This is a genomic window from Enterococcus sp. DIV0712 (genome assembly GCF_050554855.1).
In the GTDB taxonomy this organism is placed as follows: domain Bacteria; phylum Bacillota; class Bacilli; order Lactobacillales; family Enterococcaceae; genus Enterococcus; species Enterococcus faecalis.
On sequence record NZ_CP187333.1, the window covers coordinates 2,463,805 to 2,485,883 of the forward strand.

Below are 22,079 nucleotides of genomic sequence, written 5' to 3' on the forward strand. Positions count from 1 at the left end.
TAGCGATTTTGGCTATTGTTCCAAATCTTTTTTATATAATCCCGATTAAAGAACCTAACAACCCAAAAATCACAGTAAAAATAATTAAAGCAATCGGCGTGCGTCCTTTTTTCAACATAATAAAACAAAACAGCGTAAACACTAACGGTAATAAATTGGGCATGATTGTATCAAACAATTGTGTTTGAAGGTCTAACTTAGTATCTTTCAAGCGAAAAACAAAAGTTGTCGTTAATTGTACACTCTTCGGAATCAACGCGCCCACCACGGAAATTCCTACAATTGTTGCTGAACGAGATAATTTTTTAGTACTTTCGCTTAAAACTGAAATTGCTTTGACGCCCATTTTATAACCTAGATTAATTAACCCAATTTTGGCAGCCATATACGGAATATTAAATAACAACAAGAAAACAATTGGTCCTAAGATATTGCCTTCTAATGATAGTTGTGAACCAATCGCTGCTGCAATCGGCAAAACGGTTAAATAAAATAACGCATCCCCAATTCCGCCTAACGGGCCCATCAACGCTGTTTTAATCGCTTGAATGGATTTTGGTGATTCTTTTGACTCTTCCATTGCAATAATCACACCATGCATGAACGTCACCAATTGTGGATTCGTGTTCATAAATTGTAAATGATTTTCCAAAGAAAGAGCTAAGTCTTCTTTATCACGATGAATCTTTTTCAATCCTGGAATTAATGAGTAGGTCCAGCCGCCTGCTTGCATTCTTTCATAATTAAATGAAGATTGTAGCAGATACGAACGGAACATTATTTTTTTTAACTCTTTTTTTGTTATTACTTTTTCGGATATCGTATCATTATATGTTTCTTCAGATGCCATCTTCTTCAAACCCTCCATTATTATTTGATGCAGTGACTGTATTATTTCTTTGTGCGTAAAATTCATATAAAGCAATTGCGACAGCTAAACCTGCAACCGCTAATGTATCTAACCCTAAATAGGCAGCCATAACAAACCCAAAAATAAAGAACGGTACGTAGGATGTTTCCCACATCGTTTTTAATAACATGGCGAAACCTACTGCTGGCATCATACCACCTGCAACGCTCAAGCCATGAATACTCCATTCGGGTAGAATAGAAATGAAACTAGATGCTTTATCAGCACCAAAGAAAATACATAAAAACACTACAAAAAAATAACAAATGAATAAAACGATTGGTAAAAAACTAGACATTCTTTCGATGCCTCTTGTATCTGCTTTTTTTGCATAAGCATCAAATTTATGCATAATTGGTGACATCGCTGTATATAACAAGGTAATTAACGCTTGCGCTGCAACTGCGAAAGGAACAGCCAAACCTACGGTCACTTGTGGGTCAGATTTTGTGATAATTGCTAACGCTGTTCCAATAACTCCCCCAATTACTACGTTGGGTGGTTGCGCACCGCCGATTGCTACTGCACCAATCCAAACTAACTCTAGCGTTGCTCCAGTGATTAACCCTGTGTTGACATCTCCCAATATTAAACCAACAATCAGCCCTGTAACAATCGGACGATGAATATGTGTCTGTAAGACAAGCTTATCAACCCCTGCTATCCCAGCCCAAATTCCTACCAAAATTGCCTGTACTAACATTTTTTTCCTCCTATTAGACTTCGTCTACTTTTTATAAACTGTTTCACCATTTACTAAGGTTTCTAGCACTTCGTATTTCTCATCAATAATTGTAAAATTACCTAAAAGCCCTAGTTTGATTTCTCCCATAGATTCGTTCACATTCAACAAACGAGCTGGATTTTTCGTGACTGAATTAATAGCAATCACTTCTGGAAGTAATGCTTTTTCAACAAGGTTGCGAACCATATTATTTAAATGGTTCGTACTTCCAGCTAACTTGCCATTGGCTAAACGGACCACATTTTGTTCATCAATAACCATTTCGATCCCTTTTTCTGGTTTTGGATAAACGCCTGGTTGACACCCTTTGGCCCAGATAGAATCTGTCACAGCAATTAAATAGTCCTTGCCTTTTAGTTTGGCTAACACACGTACTAATGAATAATCAACATGTACCCCATCAGCAATAATTTCAGCAAACGTTTCCTCACTATCCAAAGCAGCAACTACTGCGGTTGGTTTCCGGTGACTGATATCTTCCATTCCATTAAACGTATGGGTAAAACTTTTTGCACCTGCTTCGACAGCTGCCATTGCTTGTTCATAGGTTGCAGCCGTATGGCCAATTGAAATGACTACATCATGTTCATGACAATATGTAGTCAAGGCATTCTCTACATCATTTTCTGGTGCCAATGTCATTAATTTTATATGCCCTTTTGCCAACTCTTGCCATTTTTTAAATGTCTCAACGGATGGTTTTACTAATAACTCTGGATTATGAGAGCCACGAAATTCTTCAGAAATCATTGGTCCTTCCGCATGAATCCCTAAGATTTGTGCACCGTTGGTTCCTTGGTCTTCCTCAATAAATGAACCAATCACTTCAAATGAATGTTCCAAGTCTTTTGGAAATGTTGTTGACGTTGTTGGTAAAAAAGCTGTAATCCCTTCTTCTGGAAGGTAAGCTTGCCACTCTTTGATAAATTCATGATTGGCATGATTGGCATCCCCACCATGCCAACCATGATCATGAATATCAATAAATCCTGGAAGAATGCGCTTTTCTCCGTATTCTTTATCGACAGCTTTTTCATTGTACGGTAGAATTGCAACAATTCGTTGTTCTGACACTTCAACTTGAGCTGGTTGAAATTGTTCGTTAATCCATACGTTTTTACTTTGAATAATCATTCTTCCCACTTCTTCTCTTCAAAATTATTGTCCAACATAACTTTTTTATGAAAATAATGCATCTAAACTTTCTTCTGGCGTTGACGGTACACGTTGAATCGAAAGTTTAACACCTAATTCTTGTAGCTTTTTAAAGGCGTCTACATCTGTTTTATTAACGGCAACAGCGGTAGCTACTTGTTTTTTGCCTTCTTCCATATGCATATTACCAATGTTTAATTTTTCGATTGGCACACCACCTTCTACCAAGCGCAATGCATCAACAGGATTATCAACTAACAGAAAAATCTTTTGTCTTTCTGAGGCTTTATGAATGACCTCAATCGTTTTCTTAATGGAAAAAAAACGGGTTTGTACTTCTGCAGGGGCCGCCATGTTTAACAATTGTTGGCGCATTGTATCCTCAGAAATTGCATCATTTGCGACTAAAATTAAGTTGGCGCCTAAAGAACCGTTCCATTGTGTTGCGACTTGACCATGAATCAAGCGATTATCAATTCTTGTTAATAAAATATTCGGCATAGTGCTTCCTCCTCTTTTCTAATTGGTTAGATTCCGTCTGCTTCTTCTTGAGTATTTGCTTGTGGTTGTTCTAGTTTTTTATGAACAATCCCATCTCTGGCTGAATCTGTGACCATTGAAACAAAATCTTCTACGTTCGTGCTGATTGTGCGTAATGCAAGCCCTTCAAGAACCATCGGTAAATTTGTTCCTGCTAACACTTCAACATTTTGATAATTACTTGCGACAGTCATTGAAATTCTAAACGGTGTACCCCTAAAAGATCAGTTAAAATGACCACTGCTGGACACGTCTCCAGCATAGAGTCAACGGCTTTACGAATGTTTGACTCTAATACATCAAGCCCTGTATCATTGAAAAAAGGGACCGCCTGAACATTTGCTTGCTCTCCTGCAATCATACTAACTGATTGATGCATTCCAGTTGAAAATACCCCATGTCCCGTTAAAATAAGACCTATCATTTATTCTTTCTCCCCTAACTATTTACTGAGCTTACTATTTAATTGGATAAGCAGAACTTATTCCTCAAAGAGTGTAACAATTCTTGTAACAATTGAGTATGCTTTCCCATGATTTTGGACGATGATTTCTATTTAAGAACATGTCCCTATACAGATACAAGGCGTCCCAACTTAAAGATGCTTTTGAAAAAATGCTCGATTACAACCGTTAACCCAAATGAGCCAACAAATGTACCCATATACAACACAAGAATAACCAAGCTGACTGGTTGATTGGTTAAAAACGGGTGGACCAGTTTCAAGACCACTTGAAAAATAAAAACATTCGCTAAATAACTGCGATACGCATAAGTGGCTATCCATTTAACCATTGGTAAAAGACGAATCTTTTTGGCTATTCCTTGCGTTCCCAAATAAAAAACCAACCCGATAATCAGTAAACTATAGGCACTTTGAAGAAGATCCAAATAAGGTAGATCGTTCGGTGTCATCTGTGTTCCATCAAATAAATTCCCTTGGACTGCCTGCCAAAAAATAAAAAGAAACAACAGAAATAGCACCACTCTCGTCTTTTTCAAGAAAGTAAAAATTCCCCCCTGATACTTCGCTGCGATGACCCCGAAAATACCATAAATGAGATAACTAAGCCCTGAACGATCTATTAAGTACCAAAGAGAAGTTTCTGCATATGGAAAAATCATTTTCTGGTACCAGAAGCACCAAAGGATATGCGCACCGATTGTAAAAAAGACAATTGGTAAAATCACTTTTTTGTTTTTTGTAATTCTGGTTGCCAACCAAATAAAATACGGCATAAATAATTGGAATTGCAACATCATTACGGCATACCATAGATGTGCCGCGCCATCACCACTGAGAACTTTTCCTAGAAATCCTAGGGGCGTTTCATAGGGCATTCGTTGTTGTAAACTAGGAAAAGCGTATAGATAGAGACTGGACCAGACCACATAAGGAAGCACTAATTCATAAAATTTTTCCTTTAAAAATTCAAGATACGATTCAGCTTGACTCTTTAACACCATGTTGTAAATAATTGCAAAAATAAACATGGGTGCCGAATATTTAGACATTCGGTAAAAACTACCGATTGAATTCATTGCTTCCGTTTGCGGAGAATGTGTCAACACATATGATAAAACCGTTTGTAAAATAACTGATGCTACAGCGAAAACTTTTAAAAAATCGCTGATATTCAGATTTATTGGTTGTTCTTTACTCATGTACGTCCTCTTTCTTTCAATAATTTAGCGTGTAAGTAAGCGCTCGGATTAAGAACTTACTCACACGCTATTCACGCTTCTTTGATTTACATTGCTAGCGATTCATAATTGGCTAACAAGATGCCGCGTTCTTCAATCGCTTCTTTGACTTCTTGGGACGTTAATATTTCCACTTCACGAATTCGAGGCATACAATACCCTGATTGCTTTTGTAAAATAGTATCGATAAACGCAGGATGACAATTGATTTCAAAGACCTCTCCTTCACTACAAACAACCATATCAAGCAATTGCAAGATGGTTTCAGTTGAAATCGCCTTGTCATAAAATTGGTACAACATTTCATCTGGCGTGCGAACATCCTGATATAACTCTAAATAGTCTTTTGTTTCAATACTTCTTGAAGCGTTACGTAAAGGTAATTGATATTTGCGAGCAAGTGCCAAAGCCACACCTAATAACTTTTCATTTTTTCCATGAACGTTATGATGAGAATCAATATGATCAGGGCGTCTACCACTTTTCATAAATGAAATAATTTGAGCATCCCATTCGTTATAAACCTCTTCTAAATTGACTTTTTCTTCAAAAATCGATTGATGCCAAAAATAACCAGCTTCATCTACTAAGGAAGGAACCATTTCTCGAGGTAAAATAGGTTTTGCTTGGTTCAATGTCAATGTTAAATGGACACCGATAGCTAAAGTCGGTGCACTGATTCGAGCACTCTCCATGGCCTCTAAAAAATAAGGAGAAGTTGGTAATGCAGTTGTTGAAGTAACCACGCCACGTTTGTGTGCTTCAATGATTCCTTGCGTTACCGCTGGCGTGTAACCAAAATCATCAGCGTTGATAATTAATTTTTTATTGCTCATTTTTCCCCACTCTCTCTTCTGTTTCATGAATTTTTAGTTGTTTCTCTAATTGATTGTAGCTAAGTAGCGCCTTTTTTTATAGCTAGTTTTCTGATTGAGTGCTATAATCTACAAATAAGACCATGTCCCTAAAAAAGGACATTACGTTCACAAATGACAGGAGGGATCAGCATGCTGTTTTTAACCTATGATCCACAATTAAATCCAACAGAATTAGAGATTTACAAGTATATTAGCCACAATATTGAAAAAGTTCCTTATATGACAATTCGAGAATTAGCAGATGAAATTCATTTCAGTAAAACGGCAATCTGGCGTTTTTGTCAAAAATTCGAGTGTGAAGGCTATACAGATTTTAAATTTAAATTGAAGAATTATCTAAGCGAACGAAAAAAAACAGCCCAACCAAAATCTTTAGATGAAACAATGCTGATTCATTTTTTGCAACGCTCATCAGAAGAATTATTAGAAGGACGGATTGTTCAAGCTGCGGAATTACTGGCAAAAAAAGAATTTGTTCTTTTTATTGGCGAAGGAACGTCCAAAGTCCTAGCTGAATTTGGTGAAATTTATTTTTCCAGTATCTACAATTTATCTGCTTCTGTATCCCACCTTTTTTCCCATCCCGTTAGCAAATTATCCGAAGAAACGGCTAAAAAAGTGGGCGTTATCGCCTTATCAGTTTCGGGTGAAACACAAAAAGTTCGGCAAAATATTGATTATTTTATCGAAATGGGGATTGATGTAATTGCTATTACAAATAGTGAAAAAAGCACGATTGCTCAACTTTCAACAGTCACGATCCCCTACTATATAACAACCGAGAAAAGTTCCATTGCAGACGTAACGTCCCAACTACCTGCACTATTCTTAATAGAAAAGTTGGCGAAAACTGTTTCAACGATGTTAAATGAGTGTCCATAATCACTGCAAAAAAAGGAAGGAACTAGCCATTCGTTTTGCTAGTTCCTTCCTTTTTAATTCTTCTATACTTATTTATACTGACACGTTTCTAAATGATCATTCACCAATCCCGCCGCCTGTAAAAAGGAATAGACTGTCGTGGCACCTAAAAATTTAAATCCTCGTTTTTTTAACGCTCGACTAATCTGTTGCGATAATTCCGTGGAGGCTGGAACCTCTTCTGGGTGCTGCCAGTGATTAACGATTGGTTGCTGATCGACAAAGTTCCAGAGGTAGCGATCAAAGGAGCCAAATTCTGCCTGAATTTCTTGAAAAACTTGCGCATTCGTAATGGTCGCTTGAATTTTTAAACGATGACGAATCACACCAGGATTTGCTAGTAAAGCTAAAATTTTTTTCTCATCATATTGCGCAATTTTCCGATAATCAAACGCATCATAAGCTGCTCTGAGCGTTTCTCGTTTATTCAAAATAATCGCCCAGCTTAAGCCCGCTTGCATACTTTCCAAGGTCAATAACTCAAATAACTGTTGCTCTTCATGAACTGGACGTCCCCATTCATCATCATGATAGGCTTGCATCTCTTCAGTTGTATTCGTTGCCCAAGTACATCGCTCCATTGTCCTGCCTCCTTTTATTTGCTAAAAAAGATGCGAACAAAGGGTACTGCCTGTTGTTCCACACCTTTTCTTATTCCTAATAAAATGCCCAGAAGTTTAACGCTTCATTCATCACTTCTTCGGCTGTAAATGTCCGTTTTGAATGGCCCTTTTCTTCTGAATCGTTTGGATCATTAATCCAGAAATCGCCTTTTTCATCCACACCACTCATCACCATAATGTGACCAGTTGTAGTGAAATAGCCCGGTTTTACAGAAATAATGACTGGATGACCTTCCTTCAAGAAAGCTGCCACTGTTTCAATATCCCCAATTTCTTGACAGTTATAGCCTTTCATTTCAGCATATGCACTAAAAATAGACCACGCCGTCCCTTGTCCTTCCATAAAGAAGTCATTTTTTGCCCAAGCTAACACATCCAGAGGGGTAACTTCTTGGTGATCCATGTATGAACCAACCATTGCAAGCGACACAATCGCACAGCCATTAATTTCGATTGTATTCGGCTTATCCACATTGCCAAATCCGTATGCGGTGTCTTTCCATTTAGCATCTGTCTGCAATTCTAACGGCAAATCCAGATGTCCATTATATTGCTTCTTTTCAATTTCTTGATTGACCTGTTGTCCATAGCTTAAAGGTTTGACTTTTTTCTCAATTTTAACTGGTGCTGGTTCTTTTGTTTTACTTGATTCAGCACTAGCTTTGACATATGAATCATCAAACCAACTTGAAAACCCACCTGATTTCATCGGCGAAAACTGCGCTAACAACCCGCCAAAGCCAAACGATACCAACAACACCGTGAGAACTTTTTTTTGGTAACCTGATGGTTTTTTTGACATACTATTCATCCTTTTCTATCTATTGACTACATCCGATAATCTTATGTATTTCTTATATGCTCACACATTATACTACTTTCTTTTTCGAAAAACAGAAACGTTGGTAAATTCTCATAATTATTGAAGGCGAACATATTTTCTTGAATTTTATCACAAAATTAGGTAAAATACAGGTAATTAGTCATTTGAGTTTTATTCTATTTTATTCGTAAAGGAGGCAGAAGAATGGATCAACATAAAGCTACCATCAAGAGCATTTCTAAACTGATTACGCTCTCTTCCCAACATTTCTTTTCGGCATTTTTAGAAGATTCTCAAGATCAAAAGAATAAAGAAAAGGAACGCAGTGCGCTTTTACAAGAGCTCCAAGTCGCTGCCGCCCAAAAATCCTTAGTGGTCTTACAATTGAAAGAAGTCCCTACAGCGCATAAATTCGAAACGGTGATCGGCTGGATTGTCTCAAAAAATATTTCGGACAATATCGTTGTTCGTTTACAAACGGATGAACAACAGTTGCGCATGATTCCTGTTGCTTCTGTCATGAAAGTCAGCACGTTAGCCAATCGTCACCAACGTCAAATTCACTAGAATATTGAAGTCTTTATAAAATAAATGGAAACCACCAACCCTGGCGATTGCAGGTTGGTGGTTTCTTTTATTTATGACTTTAGTCAAAATCCCATGAAACTTCTGACTTAGGACTCAACTTATTTCTTAGGAACAAATAATTGCGGTGCTACTTTTGCCAATAAGCCTAGAACTAGACTTACATACAAACAATTGACGACGGTACTTGTACCGTTTAGAACAAAGGAATAGAGATATGGGCTCATTCCTTCTGGTGCATACATGCCCCAAACCAATACACCCGCCCAAAAATGCCAAAACCAGCGGGCGAAGACTGCGACAACACTTCCTAAAATAATCGTACGAATGGCTGATTTTAAACGATTCGCTTGAAAATACAGTTGAATTTTTCTAGCGAATACGCCACCCATTCCTCCAAACGCAAAAGCAAAGGGATATTCAAAAATAATCTGTGGAACGGACAAGAAATTTTTCATGGCTGTACCGAGAATAATATTTAACATGCCCCAAACAAAGCCTGCTGCAACTCCAGGAAGCAACCCACGACGAAACGAATAAAGAACTAATGGGACCATTCCCAACGATAGGTCCAAGCCACTATTGGCAAATTCAATCGGTAAAAAAGAGAGGGCCATTGCCATTGCTGCGACGACTGTTCCTTCTACCCAAATACGTAAATCCATTTTTCTAGCCAAACAAATTTCCTCCTATGTTCTGACGCTCTCAACCACTAATACATCGTTATTTTACCATAGGGACTTTAGAAAAACACGTTTGTCGAACAAGCAAAAAAATAGCTGATCAGCATTTAAGGGAATCAACTCCTACTCAAACGCATGCCAGCTACTTTTTATCCATTAATCGTCCCGCTCAGTTGTCAAAATTTTACCAGAATGAGCATCAATTTTTACCTCTATTTTTTGTTGGCCCTCTTTCACTTTCACTTCCCAATAGGTGATTCCTAATTCTTTCTCTAACTTCCAATCTGTTGCCTGGCCGACTTTCGCTTCTTTTTCAGCCAAGGTTGTGGCTTGTTCTCTGGAAATGATATTTGTTAAATCAAGTGCCTCTTCTTGCATTTTAACGCCATTTTGTTCATCGGCATCCAAGGTTTCAACTTTTTCTTTTGTGAATTCGCCTGTTTCTGCGTTCACTTCAACTTGATATTCTTTTTGCTGATCCACGCCTTCTATTTCATAAAAATAACGTCCAAAATCTGTATCTAACTGCAGACTTGTTATTTTAGCTTCTGGATATTTTTTCTCAAATGCTGTCGTTACTTTTTCTAAAGAGACAGCTACCGCACTTGTCTTCTCTGATGTCGTCGTTGCTTCTTGTTGTACGGATGAACTTGTTTCAGTAGTTGATATTACTGTTTCTTTTTGTTCATTTGTTGATGAAACAGCTGTGGGTGTTTTGGATGTACAGCCAGCTACCAAAAAGAGTGCCAAGCCAGTCATAGAGCCATAGAGTATTTTTTTCATTAAACAACCTTCTTTCCTTTTTATCATTTTATTATACTTGATTTCTCATCCAAATCATAGCTACAAAAAAAGCCCTACTTTAGTTGATAAAGTTAGAGCTCTCTCAGCCTTCATGGGCCAACATAAAAATTTCACCGAAATCATTCTCTTGTTCAATGTGCCAAATGCGTTTTTCACTATTATAGACAAGCGTTGCCAAAATTTCTTCTTTTTGGTAAGAGGTATTTTTCATCTTGCTAAGTGAATCTTCCACTAAGTAAATAGGAATCCGATATTCTTCTTTATCCACTTCCGTTTGTTGGAAGCAAAAAATAACACCTTCTTGCAAGATACCTTTCATATTTTTAAGTAATTCAGGACTTAATTTTTCGACAGGTGTATTTCGTTTAAAGAAGGCCTTTTTCTGGTTCACTTTCTCTAAAACAACACGTGTAATTTTATCAGCAAAGATTCGATAAAATTCATCAATATAACGATAATAGACACGCGTCATCTGATCTGCAAATTCAAAAAAGACAAAATCATTTTGTAGCTTATAAAAGAAAGGCGAATGCAAACTATTCTTCATGTGTCCAAAATAAAGAAGTTCCGAAATTTCTAATGGCGTTAGCTCTTTTAGCATCGTCACATCGGAAAAGTCAATCCATTTAATCTCTTCAGTCATCCAACGACGTTGTAGCGATTGAAAATAGCGATTGACGCTTTCTTCTCCACGAATAATTTTCAAGCCTGAATGCATATCGTATTCGCCAGCTTCGGCAGAAGGATCTAATAATAGTAAGTTCTGTGGATGATGCACAATTGAACGAACAAAATCGGAATGGGTAATTCCTTTAGATAAAACCGCGTTGCTGGTTACATCTATATGTACATAAATTAAATCAAGCAAATTCCCATCTCCCCTCTACTAGCCTCCTTACCATTTTACAATATTTTCAAAAGAAAAGCTTGTTTCTTTTACTTTAAAATTCCATTACAAAATGAGGATTTTTTTGAAAAATCAATCGGCTCAGTTGTTTTTTATTAAATTAAGGTCCGGCCAGCTTACCTATTCCCCAAAGAAAATAAATAGGTTTTTCAAATAAATTGTGGTAAACTTGATACATTAAAAGGAGGGAGAATATGCGCCCAAAAGAGAAAAAAAGAGGAAAAAATTGGTTAATCAACAGTTTATTAGTTTTACTATTTATCATTGGCTTGGCCTTAATTTTTAACAATCAGATACGCAGTTGGGTGGTTCAACAAAATAGCCGCTCGTACGCCGTTAGCAAGTTGAAACCAGCCGATGTGAAGAAAAATATGGCTCGTGAAACAACGTTTGACTTTGATTCAGTTGAGTCCTTGAGCACAGAAGCGGTGATGAAAGCCCAATTTGAAAACAAAAACTTACCTGTGATTGGTGCCATTGCGATACCAAGTGTCGAAATTAATTTGCCCATTTTTAAAGGATTGTCAAATGTCGCTTTATTAACTGGTGCCGGGACCATGAAAGAAGATCAAGTCATGGGGAAAAACAATTATGCCTTGGCTAGTCATCGAACGGAAGATGGCGTTTCCTTATTTTCACCTTTAGAAAGAACCAAAAAAGACGAACTCATTTATATCACTGATTTATCTACTGTTTATACATACAAAATAACTTCTGTAGAAAAAATCGAACCAACCCGTGTTGAGTTAATTGATGACGTTCCTGGTCAAAATATGATTACCTTAATTACCTGTGGCGATTTACAAGCAACGACGCGAATTGCTGTTCAAGGAACATTAGCAGCAACGACGCCTATTAAAGACGCCAACGACGATATGTTAAAGGCTTTCCAATTGGAGCAAAAAACCTTAGCCGATTGGGTGGCTTAATAAAAAAATCCTTGAAAAGTTTTGACACTTTTCAAGGATTTTTTGCTTTATTTCATCGCTTGACGTTCTTGCTGTTTCAAACGAGCAAAACCATAACGAATACCTGCAAATAATAAAACTAACGGAGATAAGAAAACAGAGATCATTAACCATTCACTTGTATACATACTACTAAAAGATAAATGATACGTGACAGCATACACTAGCGGCAGACTCATTATCAACAATAAATAATACAAACTCAATTCAAAAACATAGGATAAATAACTACTGTTCATCTTACTTCCCTCCTGTCTCTTTTTCCCTGAACAATTTGTTAACACTATTGTACCAAGGGGAAACAGAAAGTACTATCGGACTATAGTCCTAATCTTTCAGCTGTGCTTTTATTTTTTTCAACCATTCTGAGGTACCTGCTTCCACTAAGCGGTAAGTTTCCTCAAAATCACCAGTATAATAAGGATCAGGTACGTCCATGGTTTCTTTACCAACCACAACTTCCATAAATAAATGAATCCGCCGTTGCTCTTCTTGAGGAGCTAATGCTTTTAGATCTGCCACATTATTCGCATCCATCCCAATGATATAGTCATATTTTTTAAAATCACTTGGCTGGATTTGTGTCGCCCGCATTCCTTGATAGGAAATTCCTTGTTGCTCCAAAATTTTTCTGGTTCCCTTATGTGGCTGACTGCCAACTTCCCAGTGACTAGTAGCTGCTGAAAATACTTGAATAGTCGATTCTAAACCAGCTTGTTGGACTTTCTGACGAAAAATCGCTTCTGCCATTGGCGAGCGACAAATATTGCCTAAACAAACAAATAACACAGTTACCACAACGTTTCACTCCTTCATAAAACTTTTTATCCTTCACACATTACTCATTGGCTTCTTGTTCATACAAATGATAAGCCATAAATTCTGTATCTTTCGCTAAACGGAATAATTGCGTCGCCATTTCCAAAGGAGTCTGAGGATATTCCTCAAGAATCCATTTCGTTAAGACGCCGCTACATCCATAGGAAAAGAAATTCGCATAAAATTGTTTGTCTTTATCTGTTAAATGGTTCTCAACATCGACTTGTTCAAATAATGAAATAAATAAGCGATTGGTCGAAGCGGAAAAAACATTAAGAAGAACTTCTGAATCTGAGGTCACCGTTGTATAGTAAAAATGACTCTTCTCTTTAATCGCTTTTAATAACTTCAGGGCTTGTTCCTCCCAGTTTTCCAAACAAATATCTGTTTCTAAGTAAATCAATGCATCGTGACGATAAATCCAACGTAATAAATCATATTTATCTGTAAAGTGATAATAAAATGTTTGGCGATTCAAGCCCACTTTTTTGGTAATATCTTGGACACTTATTTTACGAAAATCCTTTTGTTCACATAATTCTATTAAAGCTGAAGCGATTGCTTGTTTTGTATCGTGCGTTCCGCTCATGCTGATTCCTCCGCTCCTAATATGTATATACCTCTATAATTGCAAAAAAACGGCCAGATTACAATATTTTCAGATACATTTTATGCATATATTTAAAATTAAATGAATAAAAAAAGCGGCAACTAACGATTTTTGTTAGTTACCACTCCTTGTTATCAATTATTAATAGATGACTATTTAGCCTGGAAAACGCCATACAACAGCGCGGAATCCTGCTGGTGGTGCTGGTGACCAGTTAGAGTTAGAAGAAACATAACCAGAACCTCCTGGGTTGTTCGCTTCAACGATTTGGACACTTCCACCACTTACACCTGTAACTAAGACAGTATGCACGCCACCAATCCAGCTATCTGGACTATAGGCACTTTCATATTGAACAACATCGCCTGGTTGCACGTTACTCCAGCTAACTTGTGTTGCGCCAGAAGCAACATAGCCACTGTTTGGACCACCATAACCGAAGTTAATACCGCCTGCCGCTAACCAGCGACGAACAGATACTAAACATTCACCTGGTTGATTCCAACCTGTTGCATAAGAATTACCAACATCTGCTAAAGCTGCATTAATTGCGGCTTGTTTTCCTGAAGTCACGCCACCATTCCCTGGTTTTGCTTCATTACCTTTTTCAGGAGTCGTTGGGTTAGTTACAGGAACTTCTTTTTCTTTTTCAGGTGCTGCTGCCACAGGTGTTGTTACAACACTTTCTGTTTCAGTACTTGAAGTTGTTGTTTCTTGCGTTGTGGTACTTTCAGTAGTTGTTGATGATTCTACTGCTGGTGTTGCGGCTTTTTCTTCAGCGGCTGATGCTGCTGCCTCATTGGCTGCTTTTGTTGCTTGCGCTTGCTCTGCTGCCGCTTTTTGTGCTGCGGCTTGTGCTTGCGCTGCCGCTTGTTCTTCTGCTTTTTTAGCAGCTGCACGTTGGCGTGCTTGTTCTTCTGCTAAACGTTTTTCCGCTTCTTTTTTCTGTTTAATGAAGCCGTCTTTTTTCCCTTGTTCTTCAGAACGTTGCGCTTCTAAATCATTTTTAGCCACTTCTTGTTGAATCTTCAATGTTTTTAATGATTCTGTTTTGTCATTTAGTTCTTTTGTTGCTGCTTCTAATTCAGCAATTTGTTTTTCAACATTCTTTGTTTTCTTTTCAACAGTCGCTTTGTCTTCTTTTTGTTGTTCTAGTAATTCATTGTTGGCGCTCATCATTGTTGAGACCGCTTGAACGCGACCAATTGCATCTGCTACTGAATCTGCATCTAAGACAGCATCAATAATTGAATCACTTTGACCATTCACTTGGACATCGCGTGCTTGTTTTGTCATTTGTACTTCACGTTTTTGAATACGGACATTCAAATCAGAAATTTCACTATATAATTTAGATACTTCTGATGATAGCTTGTTCTTTTTAGCTGTTAATGTATCGATTTGTTTGGCCGTTTCAACCATATCATTTTCAATCGCGGCAACTTTTGCTTCTGCATCTGACATTTGGCTAGTTAACGCATTAATTTTTTGATCTTGTTGTTGAATCTTTGTATCGTATTCATCTGCAAATGCTGCGGATGGTAACGCTACGCTTGTTAAGGTAATGGAACATACCATTAGAGCCGATAATACACTTTTCTTCAATCTGTTGTCCTCCGAAAATCCTTTTTTGTTAAGCTTTTTTATTATTTATTAAAATTTGAATAAATTTCTCTTTTTCAACGATAGAGCAATTGTAGCATAGCTGTATGTCACTGAGATAATATGGATGTTACAGTAATATTTCAATTTTCTTCTTGTAAATGACAAAAAAAAGCTTCCCTTTTTTCACAACTTTCTTCAAGTCTCCAGGGTAAGCTTCTCATCGTTTTGTTATTTAAAGAAAATAAAAAAAGCGAAAAATGCTAACAACTGAGCATTTTTCGCAAACGAACAAAATTTTCAATTTTTATTTTACGGAAAACAGTTTTTTCAGCGGATAAGATAAAATAACATACCACACCATGTTCAATAGCAATGTAGGGCCCAACACACGCGTAATAAATAAAATCGGGCTGACATCCGCTAAATGAAAGGCCACTTGAATCAGTACCGCAATCAGTTCATACAACGTGGTAAAAATAACGATCCCAAAAAAACCAGTTAGTAAATTTGTTTGAATTACTTCTTTAAATGTATACATCAACATAACCGAAAGCGTCAGTGCGACTGTATAAATCCCGATAATGCCAATGTAGTAGCTATCGCAAATAAAGCCTAAAATTAACGAAGTAATTAATAAATAACGTTTAGAAAAATTAGGAACGGCAAACATAAACGCAAGTAATAACAGATGTGAACTGGCGAAGTAAACATTACTTGTCCACGTTTCAAAAGACTTTGTTAAATGAGCATCAATTAACATTAAGAAAAACAAGAGAATAGGCGTGACGTATTTTAAATACTCTTTCCGAATCATTCGCTTTCCCCTGCCGATCTTTTCACGACCGTCACAACGGAGATCCCATAGACATCCGCATAAGGTTTCACATACACTTCACGATCTAAACCAAAACTATCTGGTTTCACTTTAATAACTGTCCCTACCGCTAAATCGGCTGGGGAATTACCACCTAAGCCAGAAGTCTGAACGACATCGCCTTCTTTCAGAGTGGCATCGCCAGTTAATTGTGACACAATTAATGCATTCGTCTTATTGTCGTAATTTTTAAGTAAACCAAATGATTCGCCATTTGCGGAAGTTACTCGCACAGGGAAATGGTTCGAGTTAACATTTTTAGACGTTAGTAGTTCCACTTTTGCAGTCGTTGCATTGACTTCAATAACACGCCCCACTAACCCTTTTTGCGCCATGACCGCCATGCCCGATTCAATGCCGTCATTGGTTCCTTTATCGATAATTAATAAGTCTTGCCAAGTATCAGGCGAACGCGTAATGACATTCGCAGTTACTTTTTCATAGTTGGCCAACGTTTCGTTCAGATTCAATTCTTGTTTTAAACTATCAATTTCGCGTTTATAGTTATTGTTTTGGACAGCTAATTCATTATAGCTATCAATTTTTTCTTTTAGACGTTCGTTTTCTTTAAACGTGTTAATTAAATTGCCCATTGAAGACAAGCCGTTTTCCACCACACGAGCTGGAAAAGAAATCACACGATCCACCATACTAACGCTATTATTGACGCCACCTTGAACGACATTGGTTTTGCCTTTTTCAGAACGTTGCGCAGCAGTTAAACTAATAATGGTTACTAAAATAATGACTAAAATTAAGGTAATGATTATATTTTTATTTGGATTAAATTTTTTCACAAAGACACCCCAGATATTCTTCAGACTGATAGTATTAATTTTACCACTAATTGACTATAAACAAAAGAGTTGGCGATCGTCTTTAGCTTTTTTTATCATTTCTTTTTTAGGGCTTGTTTTCAACGAAAAAACCAACGAAAAGAAAGGAAGCTTCCTTGGTTTTCGTTGGTTTAAAAAGAAATTATTTTTCTTTGTTTTCTTCGTTTAATAATGCTTTTCTTGACACGTTGACACGGCCTTGTTTGTCAATTTCAGTTACTTTGACAAGGACTTCGTCGCCTAATTTCACGACATCTTCAACGTTGTTCACACGTTCGTTTGCTAATTGAGAAATATGGATCAAGCCATCTTTGCCTTTAATTAGGTTAACAAACGCACCAAATTTTTCAATGCGGACAACTTTTGCTAAGTAAACTTGACCGACTTCAACTTCTTTGGTTAATTCTTCAATAATCTTGATGGCTTTTTTAATCATTTCAGCATCTGATGAAGCAATACTTACGTTACCGTCTTGATCGATATCAATCTTAACGCCGGTTTCATCAATAATGCTGTTGATTGTTTCGCCACCTTTACCAATGACATCTTTAATTTTCGCTGGTTTAATTTGAATCATTTCAATTTTCGGTGCATATTGACTTAATTCTTCACGAGGAGCAGCAATCGTTGTTGTTAATTCTTCTAGAATTTCCATCCGTGCTTTCTTCGCTTGGTCTAATGCTTCCGTTAAAATTTGTTCTGTAATTCCTTGGATTTTGATGTCCATTTGTAAAGCAGTGATTCCGTCTTTCGTTCCCGCTACTTTAAAGTCCATATCGCCAAGGTGGTCTTCTAAACCTTGAATATCTGTTAAGATTGTATAGTTTTCGCCATCACTAACAAGACCCATTGCAATACCTGCAACTGGCGCTTTAATTGGCACACCCGCATCCATTAATGCTAATGTTCCCGCGCAAATACTTGCTTGTGAAGAAGAACCATTTGATTCTAACACTTCTGCTACTAAGCGGATTGTGTAAGGGAAGTCTTCTTCTGATGGAATAATTTGTGCTAAGGCACGTTCACCTAACGCACCGTGACCGATTTCACGACGACCTGGTGAGCCCGCGCGTCCTGTTGAACCAACAGAGAATTGTGGGAAGTTATAATGATGGATGAAACGTTTGCTATCTTGGACACCCAACCCATCGATAATTTGATGTTCCCCTAAAGGCGCTAATGTACAAACGGATAAAGCTTGTGTTTGACCCCGAGTAAATAAGCCAGAACCATGCACACGTGGTAAAATACTTACTTCTGATGATAAATGACGAATTTCGTCTAATTTACGGCCATCCGGGCGAATCTTATCGATCGTGATTAACTCACGTACGACATCTTTTTCAAGATCTTCCGCAATTTGTTTCACTTCTTTTAGTAATTGCGCTTCTTCTTCGTGTTCCGCAAATTTTTCAGCGTAAACTTCTTTGACTGTATCTTTTACTTTGTCAATTTCAACTTCACGTGCTAATTTTTCTTCCGTCATTACGGCTGTTTTCATTGTATTGTAGTACGCATCAAAAATTTCTTTTTTAAGATCAGCGTCCACTTGTAATAAGTCCACGTCCATTTTTGGTTTACCTACAGCGGCAACGATTTCTTCTTGGAACGCCACTAGTTCTTTAATGGCATCAAAACCGAAAAGTAAGGCACCTAACATATCTTCTTCTGATACTTCTTTGGCACCACTTTCAACCATATTGATGGCTTCTTTTGTTCCAGCAACAGTTAATTCAATATCTGTTTGTTCCGCTTGTTCTACCGTTGGATTTAAAACATATTCGCCATTAATACGGCCAACGTCAACACCAGCAATTGGTCCATCAAACGGAATATCTGAAATTGCTAACGCTAAGGAAGACCCAAACATTGCAGCCATTTCTGGTGTACAGTCTTGCTCCACACTCATAACGATGTTCGTAATTTGGACTTCGTTACGGAAGCCTTCTGAGAACATTGGACGAATAGGACGGTCGATTAAACGAGCGGTTAATGTCGCACGTTCACTTGGACGACCTTCACGTTTAATGAAGCCGCCAGGAATTTTTCCTACCGCATACATTTTTTCTTCATAGTTTACAGTTAATGGGAAAAAGTCTACATCTTTTGCTTCTTTAGAGGCAACAGCAGCACTTAAAACGACTGTATCGCCGTAGCGTACCAAGACAGCCCCATTGGCTTGTTTGGCTAATTGGCCGATTTCTACTTCTAGTGGGCGGCCGCCCCAAGTTGTTTTAAAGACTTGTTTTTCTGTCATAATTCTTCTCCTTTACTCTTGCTCTTTGGAAAAGTCAGACGGCTACTAAACAAATGAAAAAGTAACAAGTCGTTGCTGCTCTTTCATTTGGTTAGTAGTTCCTAAAAACTTTCCAAAGAGGACCTTCAATAGTGACAATAAGATAAAAAGCGAGATTCTGATTGAACCTCGCTTTATACGTAATGATTAACGACGTAATCCTAAACGTTGGATCAATTCGCGGTAACGTTGGATGTCAGTTTTACGTAAGTAAGCTAACAAGTTACGACGGTGACCGATTTTTTTCATTAAACCACGGTAAGAATGGTGATCTTTTTTGTGTGTACGCGCATGTTCGTTCAATTGGTTAATGTCTTCAGTTAAGACAGCAATTTGTACTTCTGGAGAACCAGTATCTCCTTCATGACGTGCGTATTCTTTAATGATTTCGTTTTTTCTTTCTTGTGAAATTGCCATTTGTTCCACCTCTTTCTCTATTATTCGTCTGATCACTGAGTGAAGCGTTGGTGATTCGCTAAACCAAGTGATAGATGGTGTGTTTCCACACAAGCTTACTTTACAGGAAACACCGCTAAAATGCAAGCTTAATCTCTATTATTCGATAGTTTTTTTAAACAATCTAGCCCCTTTTTTGGTGATTTTGTGATACACTAAATGGTGGTAAACAACTGATTATTTCAGCGCATGAATAAATAAAAGAAGAATTTTTTTATGTTTCAAAGGAGGAACCATTGAATGATTACAATGAAAGATATTATTCGTGAAGGGAATCCCACACTTCGTGCTGTGGCAGAAGAAGTGCCTGTCCCTATCACTGAGGAAGACCGACAATTAGGCGAAGACATGTTGACTTTCTTAAAAAATAGTCAAGATCCAGTCAAAGCTGAAGAATTACAATTACGTGGTGGCGTTGGTTTAGCTGCACCACAATTAGACATTTCTAAACGAATTATTGCTGTCCATGTTCCTAGCAACGACCCAGAAAACGAAACGCCTTCATTAAGTACGGTGATGTACAACCCTAAAATTTTGAGCCATTCTGTGCAAGATGTATGTTTAGGTGAAGGGGAAGGCTGTTTATCTGTCGATCGGGATGTACCTGGGTATGTCGTTCGCCATAACAAAATTACCGTCAGTTATTTTGACATGGCTGGCGAAAAACACAAAGTTCGTTTAAAAAACTACGAAGCGATTGTGGTTCAACATGAAATTGATCATATTAATGGCATTATGTTCTACGATCATATTAACAAAGAAAATCCATTTGCTTTAAAAGAGGGCGTTTTAGTCATCGAATAAAAAAAAACTGGGCCGTTTGTTTTCAGACAAACGGCCCAGTTTTTTTAAATGGCCTTCATTTCTTTTAAGGCTTTCCAAATCCCATCATTATCATTTGTATCTGTGACCATCGTGGCCACTTTTTGAATGGAAGGACTCGCGTTGCCCATTGCGACGCCAATCCCTGCATGGCTTAACATTTCTCGGTCATTTTCGCCGTCCCCAAAGGCAATGATATTTTTTGCATCAATGCCCATACGTTTAGCTAAATACGTTAACGTAGCTGATTTTGAGCCATCTTTAGGCACAACATCTACGCTATGTTGATGCCAGCGAATAAAGCGAAATTCTGGGTATTCTTCTTCAAACGTACACTGATCTTCTGCGTCATAAAAAGCTAGCGCTTGGTAAATATCATTTTGACGATAAAAGTGTTCATCATAAGCAGGTGAATGAAAATGAAAAGAGTTCATCGCAATTTCCATTTTTTCAGCACGGTGCTGGTTGCTCTTCTTAATATCATCTAAGCCCACACAAGCAAATCCTAAGCCGCGTTGATCACTGTCTTGTGCCAAACGTTCCAACGCTTCAGCGTGCAACAAATTTTGATAATATTGCTCATGATCCACAAAAGCCGCGGCGCCATTACATAATACGTAATTGGTAAAATCTAAATCCCAAATCACCTCTTGCGCCATATAACGACTTCTGCCAGTTGCCAGCGTAACTAAGTGTCCTTGCTCCCGCAATTTTGCTAGCGCTTCTCTCGTGCTATCCAATGCTTTCTTCTCCGAATTTAACAACGTCCCATCAATATCAAATGCAAAAAGTTTTCTTTCCATCATTTCTCCTTATTCGCTCGCTTTCGCTAAATATTTACTGCCTTCTCGTTGTGCTAAAGGACTCAACACTAATTCTTTCATCAATTCCTCGACCCATTGCGGATTCGTTTTACTATATTGGCGTAATGACCAGCCAATCGCTTTTTGAATGAAGAACTCCTCTGTAGTTCTATCATAAATAATCGCCTTTTTCAACAGGTCCTGATTGGTCTTTTCTTTCAACATCAACTGTAAATTCAGCGCAACACGCCGATTCCAGAAATTTTCAGCGCCATAAAAAAGGGCAAAAATCGTTGGCAATTCAGTCAGATGCAACGCCACCCACGACCCAAAAAATTTTCGCCAAGCATCCACACTGTCCCACCACGCTTTTTGTGGAACATAGGCTTTAAACGCTACGACCTCTTCTAATGAAAATCTCCGAACATTTTGAAGGGCTAAATCAATAGCGACATACTGATATTCTCGTTCTGTTTTTTGATAATAAGCCTCAATCTCTTGGCATAATTTTTCCTTTGGCCACGTATGACTTTCTTTTAAAAGTTGTTTACTTAACGCTTGACGTTCTGGGGCGGGGATGCCTGCAAAAACAAATTGGTGTTTCATATAAGCAGACATTTTTGCTGCTTTTTCTGGGTTCTTCTGAAATTGAAGTGTGTCCATTCCTTCGCTCCTTATAATAAAAAAACTATACTAAAACAGTGTACCATGT

Annotated in this window: 27 protein-coding genes; 4 read left to right on the forward strand and 23 right to left on the reverse strand. The window is 37.7% G+C overall.

The genetic code is table 11. From position 1 onward, the window contains the following. Window positions 1-31: 31 nt before the first annotated feature. From IGL42_RS11790 to IGL42_RS11825, 8 genes are all read right to left on the reverse strand, one after another. Complete coding sequence (locus IGL42_RS11790) at window positions 32-868, reverse strand: PTS system mannose/fructose/sorbose family transporter subunit IID (protein ID WP_002396861.1); 837 nt, start codon at window positions 866-868, stop codon at window positions 32-34. After that, window positions 840-1,613 (reverse strand): PTS N-acetylgalactosamine transporter subunit IIC, encoded by a 774-nt coding sequence (gene agaW, locus IGL42_RS11795; protein WP_002365326.1) that lies wholly within the window; start codon window positions 1,611-1,613, stop codon window positions 840-842. The genes IGL42_RS11790 and agaW overlap by 29 nt, the downstream gene beginning before the upstream one ends. A gap of 24 nt (window positions 1,614-1,637) precedes the next feature. After that, window positions 1,638-2,789 (reverse strand): N-acetylglucosamine-6-phosphate deacetylase, encoded by a 1,152-nt coding sequence (gene nagA, locus IGL42_RS11800; RefSeq protein WP_002386286.1) that lies wholly within the window; start codon window positions 2,787-2,789, stop codon window positions 1,638-1,640. 45 nt (window positions 2,790-2,834) lie between these two features. Next, entirely contained in the window at window positions 2,835-3,311 is a 477-nt protein-coding gene (gene agaV, locus IGL42_RS11805) for a PTS N-acetylgalactosamine transporter subunit IIB (protein WP_002355007.1), read from the reverse strand. A 26-nt stretch (window positions 3,312-3,337) separates the two neighbouring features. Beyond that, window positions 3,338-3,544 carry a hypothetical protein gene (locus IGL42_RS11810; protein ID WP_243155942.1) on the reverse strand — a complete coding sequence of 69 codons (207 nt, stop codon included), beginning with the start codon at window positions 3,542-3,544 and terminating at the stop codon, window positions 3,338-3,340. Then, window positions 3,541-3,774, reverse strand: a complete 234-nt coding sequence (locus IGL42_RS11815) for a hypothetical protein (RefSeq protein WP_243155943.1) — start codon at window positions 3,772-3,774, stop codon at window positions 3,541-3,543. Before IGL42_RS11815 ends, IGL42_RS11810 begins: the two co-directional genes overlap by 4 nt. A gap of 146 nt (window positions 3,775-3,920) precedes the next feature. Then, on the reverse strand, window positions 3,921-5,015 hold the full coding sequence (locus IGL42_RS11820; protein WP_010710896.1) for an acyltransferase family protein: 1,095 nt from the start codon (window positions 5,013-5,015) through the stop codon (window positions 3,921-3,923). A gap of 86 nt (window positions 5,016-5,101) precedes the next feature. Continuing rightward, window positions 5,102-5,917 (reverse strand): carbohydrate deacetylase, encoded by an 816-nt coding sequence (locus IGL42_RS11825; RefSeq protein ID WP_002386284.1) that lies wholly within the window; start codon window positions 5,915-5,917, stop codon window positions 5,102-5,104. Between the two features lie 144 nt (window positions 5,918-6,061). Between IGL42_RS11825 and IGL42_RS11830 the strand changes: the two genes are divergently transcribed. Further along, complete coding sequence (locus IGL42_RS11830; RefSeq protein ID WP_002365331.1) at window positions 6,062-6,814, forward strand: MurR/RpiR family transcriptional regulator; 753 nt, start codon at window positions 6,062-6,064, stop codon at window positions 6,812-6,814. Window positions 6,815-6,882: 68 nt separating this feature from the next. Here IGL42_RS11830 and IGL42_RS11835 read toward each other — a convergent pair whose 3' ends face one another. Together IGL42_RS11835 and IGL42_RS11840 are read right to left on the reverse strand one after the other, a co-directional pair. Continuing rightward, window positions 6,883-7,434, reverse strand: a complete 552-nt coding sequence (locus IGL42_RS11835; RefSeq protein ID WP_010710894.1) for a DNA-3-methyladenine glycosylase I — start codon at window positions 7,432-7,434, stop codon at window positions 6,883-6,885. Between the two features lie 76 nt (window positions 7,435-7,510). Further along, window positions 7,511-8,287, reverse strand: a complete 777-nt coding sequence (locus tag IGL42_RS11840) for a peptidase C39 family protein (protein WP_002355000.1) — start codon at window positions 8,285-8,287, stop codon at window positions 7,511-7,513. A gap of 216 nt (window positions 8,288-8,503) precedes the next feature. Between IGL42_RS11840 and IGL42_RS11845 the strand changes: the two genes are divergently transcribed. Beyond that, complete coding sequence (locus IGL42_RS11845) at window positions 8,504-8,866, forward strand: hypothetical protein (RefSeq protein ID WP_002354999.1); 363 nt, start codon at window positions 8,504-8,506, stop codon at window positions 8,864-8,866. Between the two features lie 119 nt (window positions 8,867-8,985). Here IGL42_RS11845 and thiT read toward each other — a convergent pair whose 3' ends face one another. The 3 genes from thiT to IGL42_RS11860 all read right to left on the reverse strand — a co-directional run bounded on the left by thiT (window position 8,986) and on the right by IGL42_RS11860 (window position 11,239). Next, entirely contained in the window at window positions 8,986-9,561 is a 576-nt protein-coding gene (gene thiT / locus IGL42_RS11850) for an energy-coupled thiamine transporter ThiT (RefSeq protein ID WP_002354998.1), read from the reverse strand. A gap of 162 nt (window positions 9,562-9,723) precedes the next feature. After that, a complete protein-coding gene (locus IGL42_RS11855; protein WP_002385242.1) occupies window positions 9,724-10,377 on the reverse strand; it encodes a PepSY domain-containing protein in 654 nt (217 codons plus the stop codon). A gap of 76 nt (window positions 10,378-10,453) precedes the next feature. Further along, complete coding sequence (locus tag IGL42_RS11860; protein WP_002354996.1) at window positions 10,454-11,239, reverse strand: hypothetical protein; 786 nt, start codon at window positions 11,237-11,239, stop codon at window positions 10,454-10,456. Between the two features lie 233 nt (window positions 11,240-11,472). Here IGL42_RS11860 and IGL42_RS11865 point away from each other — a divergent pair, with 233 nt between their 5' ends. After that, window positions 11,473-12,207 carry a class A sortase gene (locus IGL42_RS11865; RefSeq protein ID WP_002354994.1) on the forward strand — a complete coding sequence of 245 codons (735 nt, stop codon included), beginning with the start codon at window positions 11,473-11,475 and terminating at the stop codon, window positions 12,205-12,207. Window positions 12,208-12,254: 47 nt separating this feature from the next. On the opposite strand, the gene IGL42_RS11870 is transcribed toward IGL42_RS11865, so the two are convergent. The 8 genes from IGL42_RS11870 to rpsO all read right to left on the reverse strand — a co-directional run bounded on the left by IGL42_RS11870 (window position 12,255) and on the right by rpsO (window position 19,703). Next, a complete protein-coding gene (locus IGL42_RS11870) occupies window positions 12,255-12,485 on the reverse strand; it encodes a hypothetical protein (RefSeq protein ID WP_002383277.1) in 231 nt (76 codons plus the stop codon). 88 nt (window positions 12,486-12,573) lie between these two features. After that, window positions 12,574-13,044, reverse strand: coding sequence for a low molecular weight protein-tyrosine-phosphatase (locus IGL42_RS11875; RefSeq protein WP_002365336.1), 471 nt, complete (start codon window positions 13,042-13,044; stop codon window positions 12,574-12,576). A gap of 40 nt (window positions 13,045-13,084) precedes the next feature. Beyond that, window positions 13,085-13,654, reverse strand: coding sequence for a TetR/AcrR family transcriptional regulator (locus tag IGL42_RS11880; RefSeq protein WP_002354991.1), 570 nt, complete (start codon window positions 13,652-13,654; stop codon window positions 13,085-13,087). 177 nt (window positions 13,655-13,831) lie between these two features. Then, the gene (locus IGL42_RS11885; protein WP_002394023.1) at window positions 13,832-15,253 is read right to left on the reverse strand and encodes a CHAP domain-containing protein; all 1,422 of its coding nucleotides are present in this window, start codon (window positions 15,251-15,253) and stop codon (window positions 13,832-13,834) included. 331 nt (window positions 15,254-15,584) lie between these two features. Beyond that, window positions 15,585-16,094: a rod shape-determining protein MreD gene (gene mreD / locus IGL42_RS11890; RefSeq protein WP_002354987.1), complete on the reverse strand. Its 510-nt coding sequence runs from the start codon at window positions 16,092-16,094 to the stop codon at window positions 15,585-15,587. Further along, window positions 16,091-16,951, reverse strand: a complete 861-nt coding sequence (gene mreC, locus IGL42_RS11895; RefSeq protein ID WP_010710893.1) for a rod shape-determining protein MreC — start codon at window positions 16,949-16,951, stop codon at window positions 16,091-16,093. Before mreC ends, mreD begins: the two co-directional genes overlap by 4 nt. A gap of 181 nt (window positions 16,952-17,132) precedes the next feature. Beyond that, complete coding sequence (pnp, locus tag IGL42_RS11900) at window positions 17,133-19,247, reverse strand: polyribonucleotide nucleotidyltransferase (protein WP_002354984.1); 2,115 nt, start codon at window positions 19,245-19,247, stop codon at window positions 17,133-17,135. A gap of 186 nt (window positions 19,248-19,433) precedes the next feature. Further along, window positions 19,434-19,703 carry a 30S ribosomal protein S15 gene (gene rpsO, locus IGL42_RS11905; RefSeq protein WP_002354983.1) on the reverse strand — a complete coding sequence of 90 codons (270 nt, stop codon included), beginning with the start codon at window positions 19,701-19,703 and terminating at the stop codon, window positions 19,434-19,436. A gap of 279 nt (window positions 19,704-19,982) precedes the next feature. On the opposite strand from rpsO, the gene def reads away from it, so the two are divergent. Beyond that, window positions 19,983-20,546: a peptide deformylase gene (gene def, locus IGL42_RS11910; protein WP_002354981.1), complete on the forward strand. Its 564-nt coding sequence runs from the start codon at window positions 19,983-19,985 to the stop codon at window positions 20,544-20,546. Window positions 20,547-20,590: 44 nt separating this feature from the next. Here def and IGL42_RS11915 read toward each other — a convergent pair whose 3' ends face one another. Both IGL42_RS11915 and IGL42_RS11920 read right to left on the reverse strand, forming a co-directional pair. Next, entirely contained in the window at window positions 20,591-21,367 is a 777-nt protein-coding gene (locus IGL42_RS11915; protein ID WP_010710892.1) for a Cof-type HAD-IIB family hydrolase, read from the reverse strand. A 9-nt stretch (window positions 21,368-21,376) separates the two neighbouring features. Beyond that, a complete protein-coding gene (locus IGL42_RS11920; protein ID WP_010710891.1) occupies window positions 21,377-22,030 on the reverse strand; it encodes a DNA alkylation repair protein in 654 nt (217 codons plus the stop codon). Window positions 22,031-22,079 lie beyond the last annotated feature (49 nt).

Excerpts from the sequence above, each read along its gene's own strand:
- IGL42_RS11790 (WP_002396861.1), bottom strand. The coding sequence starts at position 868 with ATGGAGGGTTTGAAGAAGATGGCATCTGAAGAAACATATAATGATACG.
- agaW (WP_002365326.1), bottom strand. The coding sequence starts at position 1,613 with ATGTTAGTACAGGCAATTTTGGTAGGAATTTGGGCTGGGATAGCAGGG.
- nagA (WP_002386286.1), bottom strand. The coding sequence starts at position 2,789 with ATGATTATTCAAAGTAAAAACGTATGGATTAACGAACAATTTCAACCA.
- agaV (WP_002355007.1), bottom strand. The coding sequence starts at position 3,311 with ATGCCGAATATTTTATTAACAAGAATTGATAATCGCTTGATTCATGGT.
- IGL42_RS11810 (WP_243155942.1), bottom strand. The coding sequence starts at position 3,544 with ATGACTGTCGCAAGTAATTATCAAAATGTTGAAGTGTTAGCAGGAACA.
- IGL42_RS11815 (WP_243155943.1), bottom strand. The coding sequence starts at position 3,774 with ATGATAGGTCTTATTTTAACGGGACATGGGGTATTTTCAACTGGAATG.
- IGL42_RS11820 (WP_010710896.1), bottom strand. The coding sequence starts at position 5,015 with ATGAGTAAAGAACAACCAATAAATCTGAATATCAGCGATTTTTTAAAA.
- IGL42_RS11825 (WP_002386284.1), bottom strand. The coding sequence starts at position 5,917 with ATGAAACAGAAGAGAGAGTGGGGAAAAATGAGCAATAAAAAATTAATT.
- IGL42_RS11830 (WP_002365331.1), top strand. The coding sequence starts at position 6,062 with ATGCTGTTTTTAACCTATGATCCACAATTAAATCCAACAGAATTAGAG.
- IGL42_RS11835 (WP_010710894.1), bottom strand. The coding sequence starts at position 7,434 with ATGGAGCGATGTACTTGGGCAACGAATACAACTGAAGAGATGCAAGCC.
- IGL42_RS11840 (WP_002355000.1), bottom strand. The coding sequence starts at position 8,287 with ATGAATAGTATGTCAAAAAAACCATCAGGTTACCAAAAAAAAGTTCTC.
- IGL42_RS11845 (WP_002354999.1), top strand. The coding sequence starts at position 8,504 with ATGGATCAACATAAAGCTACCATCAAGAGCATTTCTAAACTGATTACG.
- IGL42_RS11855 (WP_002385242.1), bottom strand. The coding sequence starts at position 10,377 with ATGATAAAAAGGAAAGAAGGTTGTTTAATGAAAAAAATACTCTATGGC.
- IGL42_RS11865 (WP_002354994.1), top strand. The coding sequence starts at position 11,473 with ATGCGCCCAAAAGAGAAAAAAAGAGGAAAAAATTGGTTAATCAACAGT.
- IGL42_RS11870 (WP_002383277.1), bottom strand. The coding sequence starts at position 12,485 with ATGAACAGTAGTTATTTATCCTATGTTTTTGAATTGAGTTTGTATTAT.
- IGL42_RS11880 (WP_002354991.1), bottom strand. The coding sequence starts at position 13,654 with ATGAGCGGAACGCACGATACAAAACAAGCAATCGCTTCAGCTTTAATA.
- IGL42_RS11885 (WP_002394023.1), bottom strand. The coding sequence starts at position 15,253 with ATGGTATGTTCCATTACCTTAACAAGCGTAGCGTTACCATCCGCAGCA.
- mreD (WP_002354987.1), bottom strand. The coding sequence starts at position 16,094 with ATGATTCGGAAAGAGTATTTAAAATACGTCACGCCTATTCTCTTGTTT.
- pnp (WP_002354984.1), bottom strand. The coding sequence starts at position 19,247 with ATGACAGAAAAACAAGTCTTTAAAACAACTTGGGGCGGCCGCCCACTA.
- rpsO (WP_002354983.1), bottom strand. The coding sequence starts at position 19,703 with ATGGCAATTTCACAAGAAAGAAAAAACGAAATCATTAAAGAATACGCA.
- def (WP_002354981.1), top strand. The coding sequence starts at position 19,983 with ATGATTACAATGAAAGATATTATTCGTGAAGGGAATCCCACACTTCGT.
- IGL42_RS11915 (WP_010710892.1), bottom strand. The coding sequence starts at position 21,367 with ATGGAAAGAAAACTTTTTGCATTTGATATTGATGGGACGTTGTTAAAT.
- IGL42_RS11920 (WP_010710891.1), bottom strand. The coding sequence starts at position 22,030 with ATGGACACACTTCAATTTCAGAAGAACCCAGAAAAAGCAGCAAAAATG.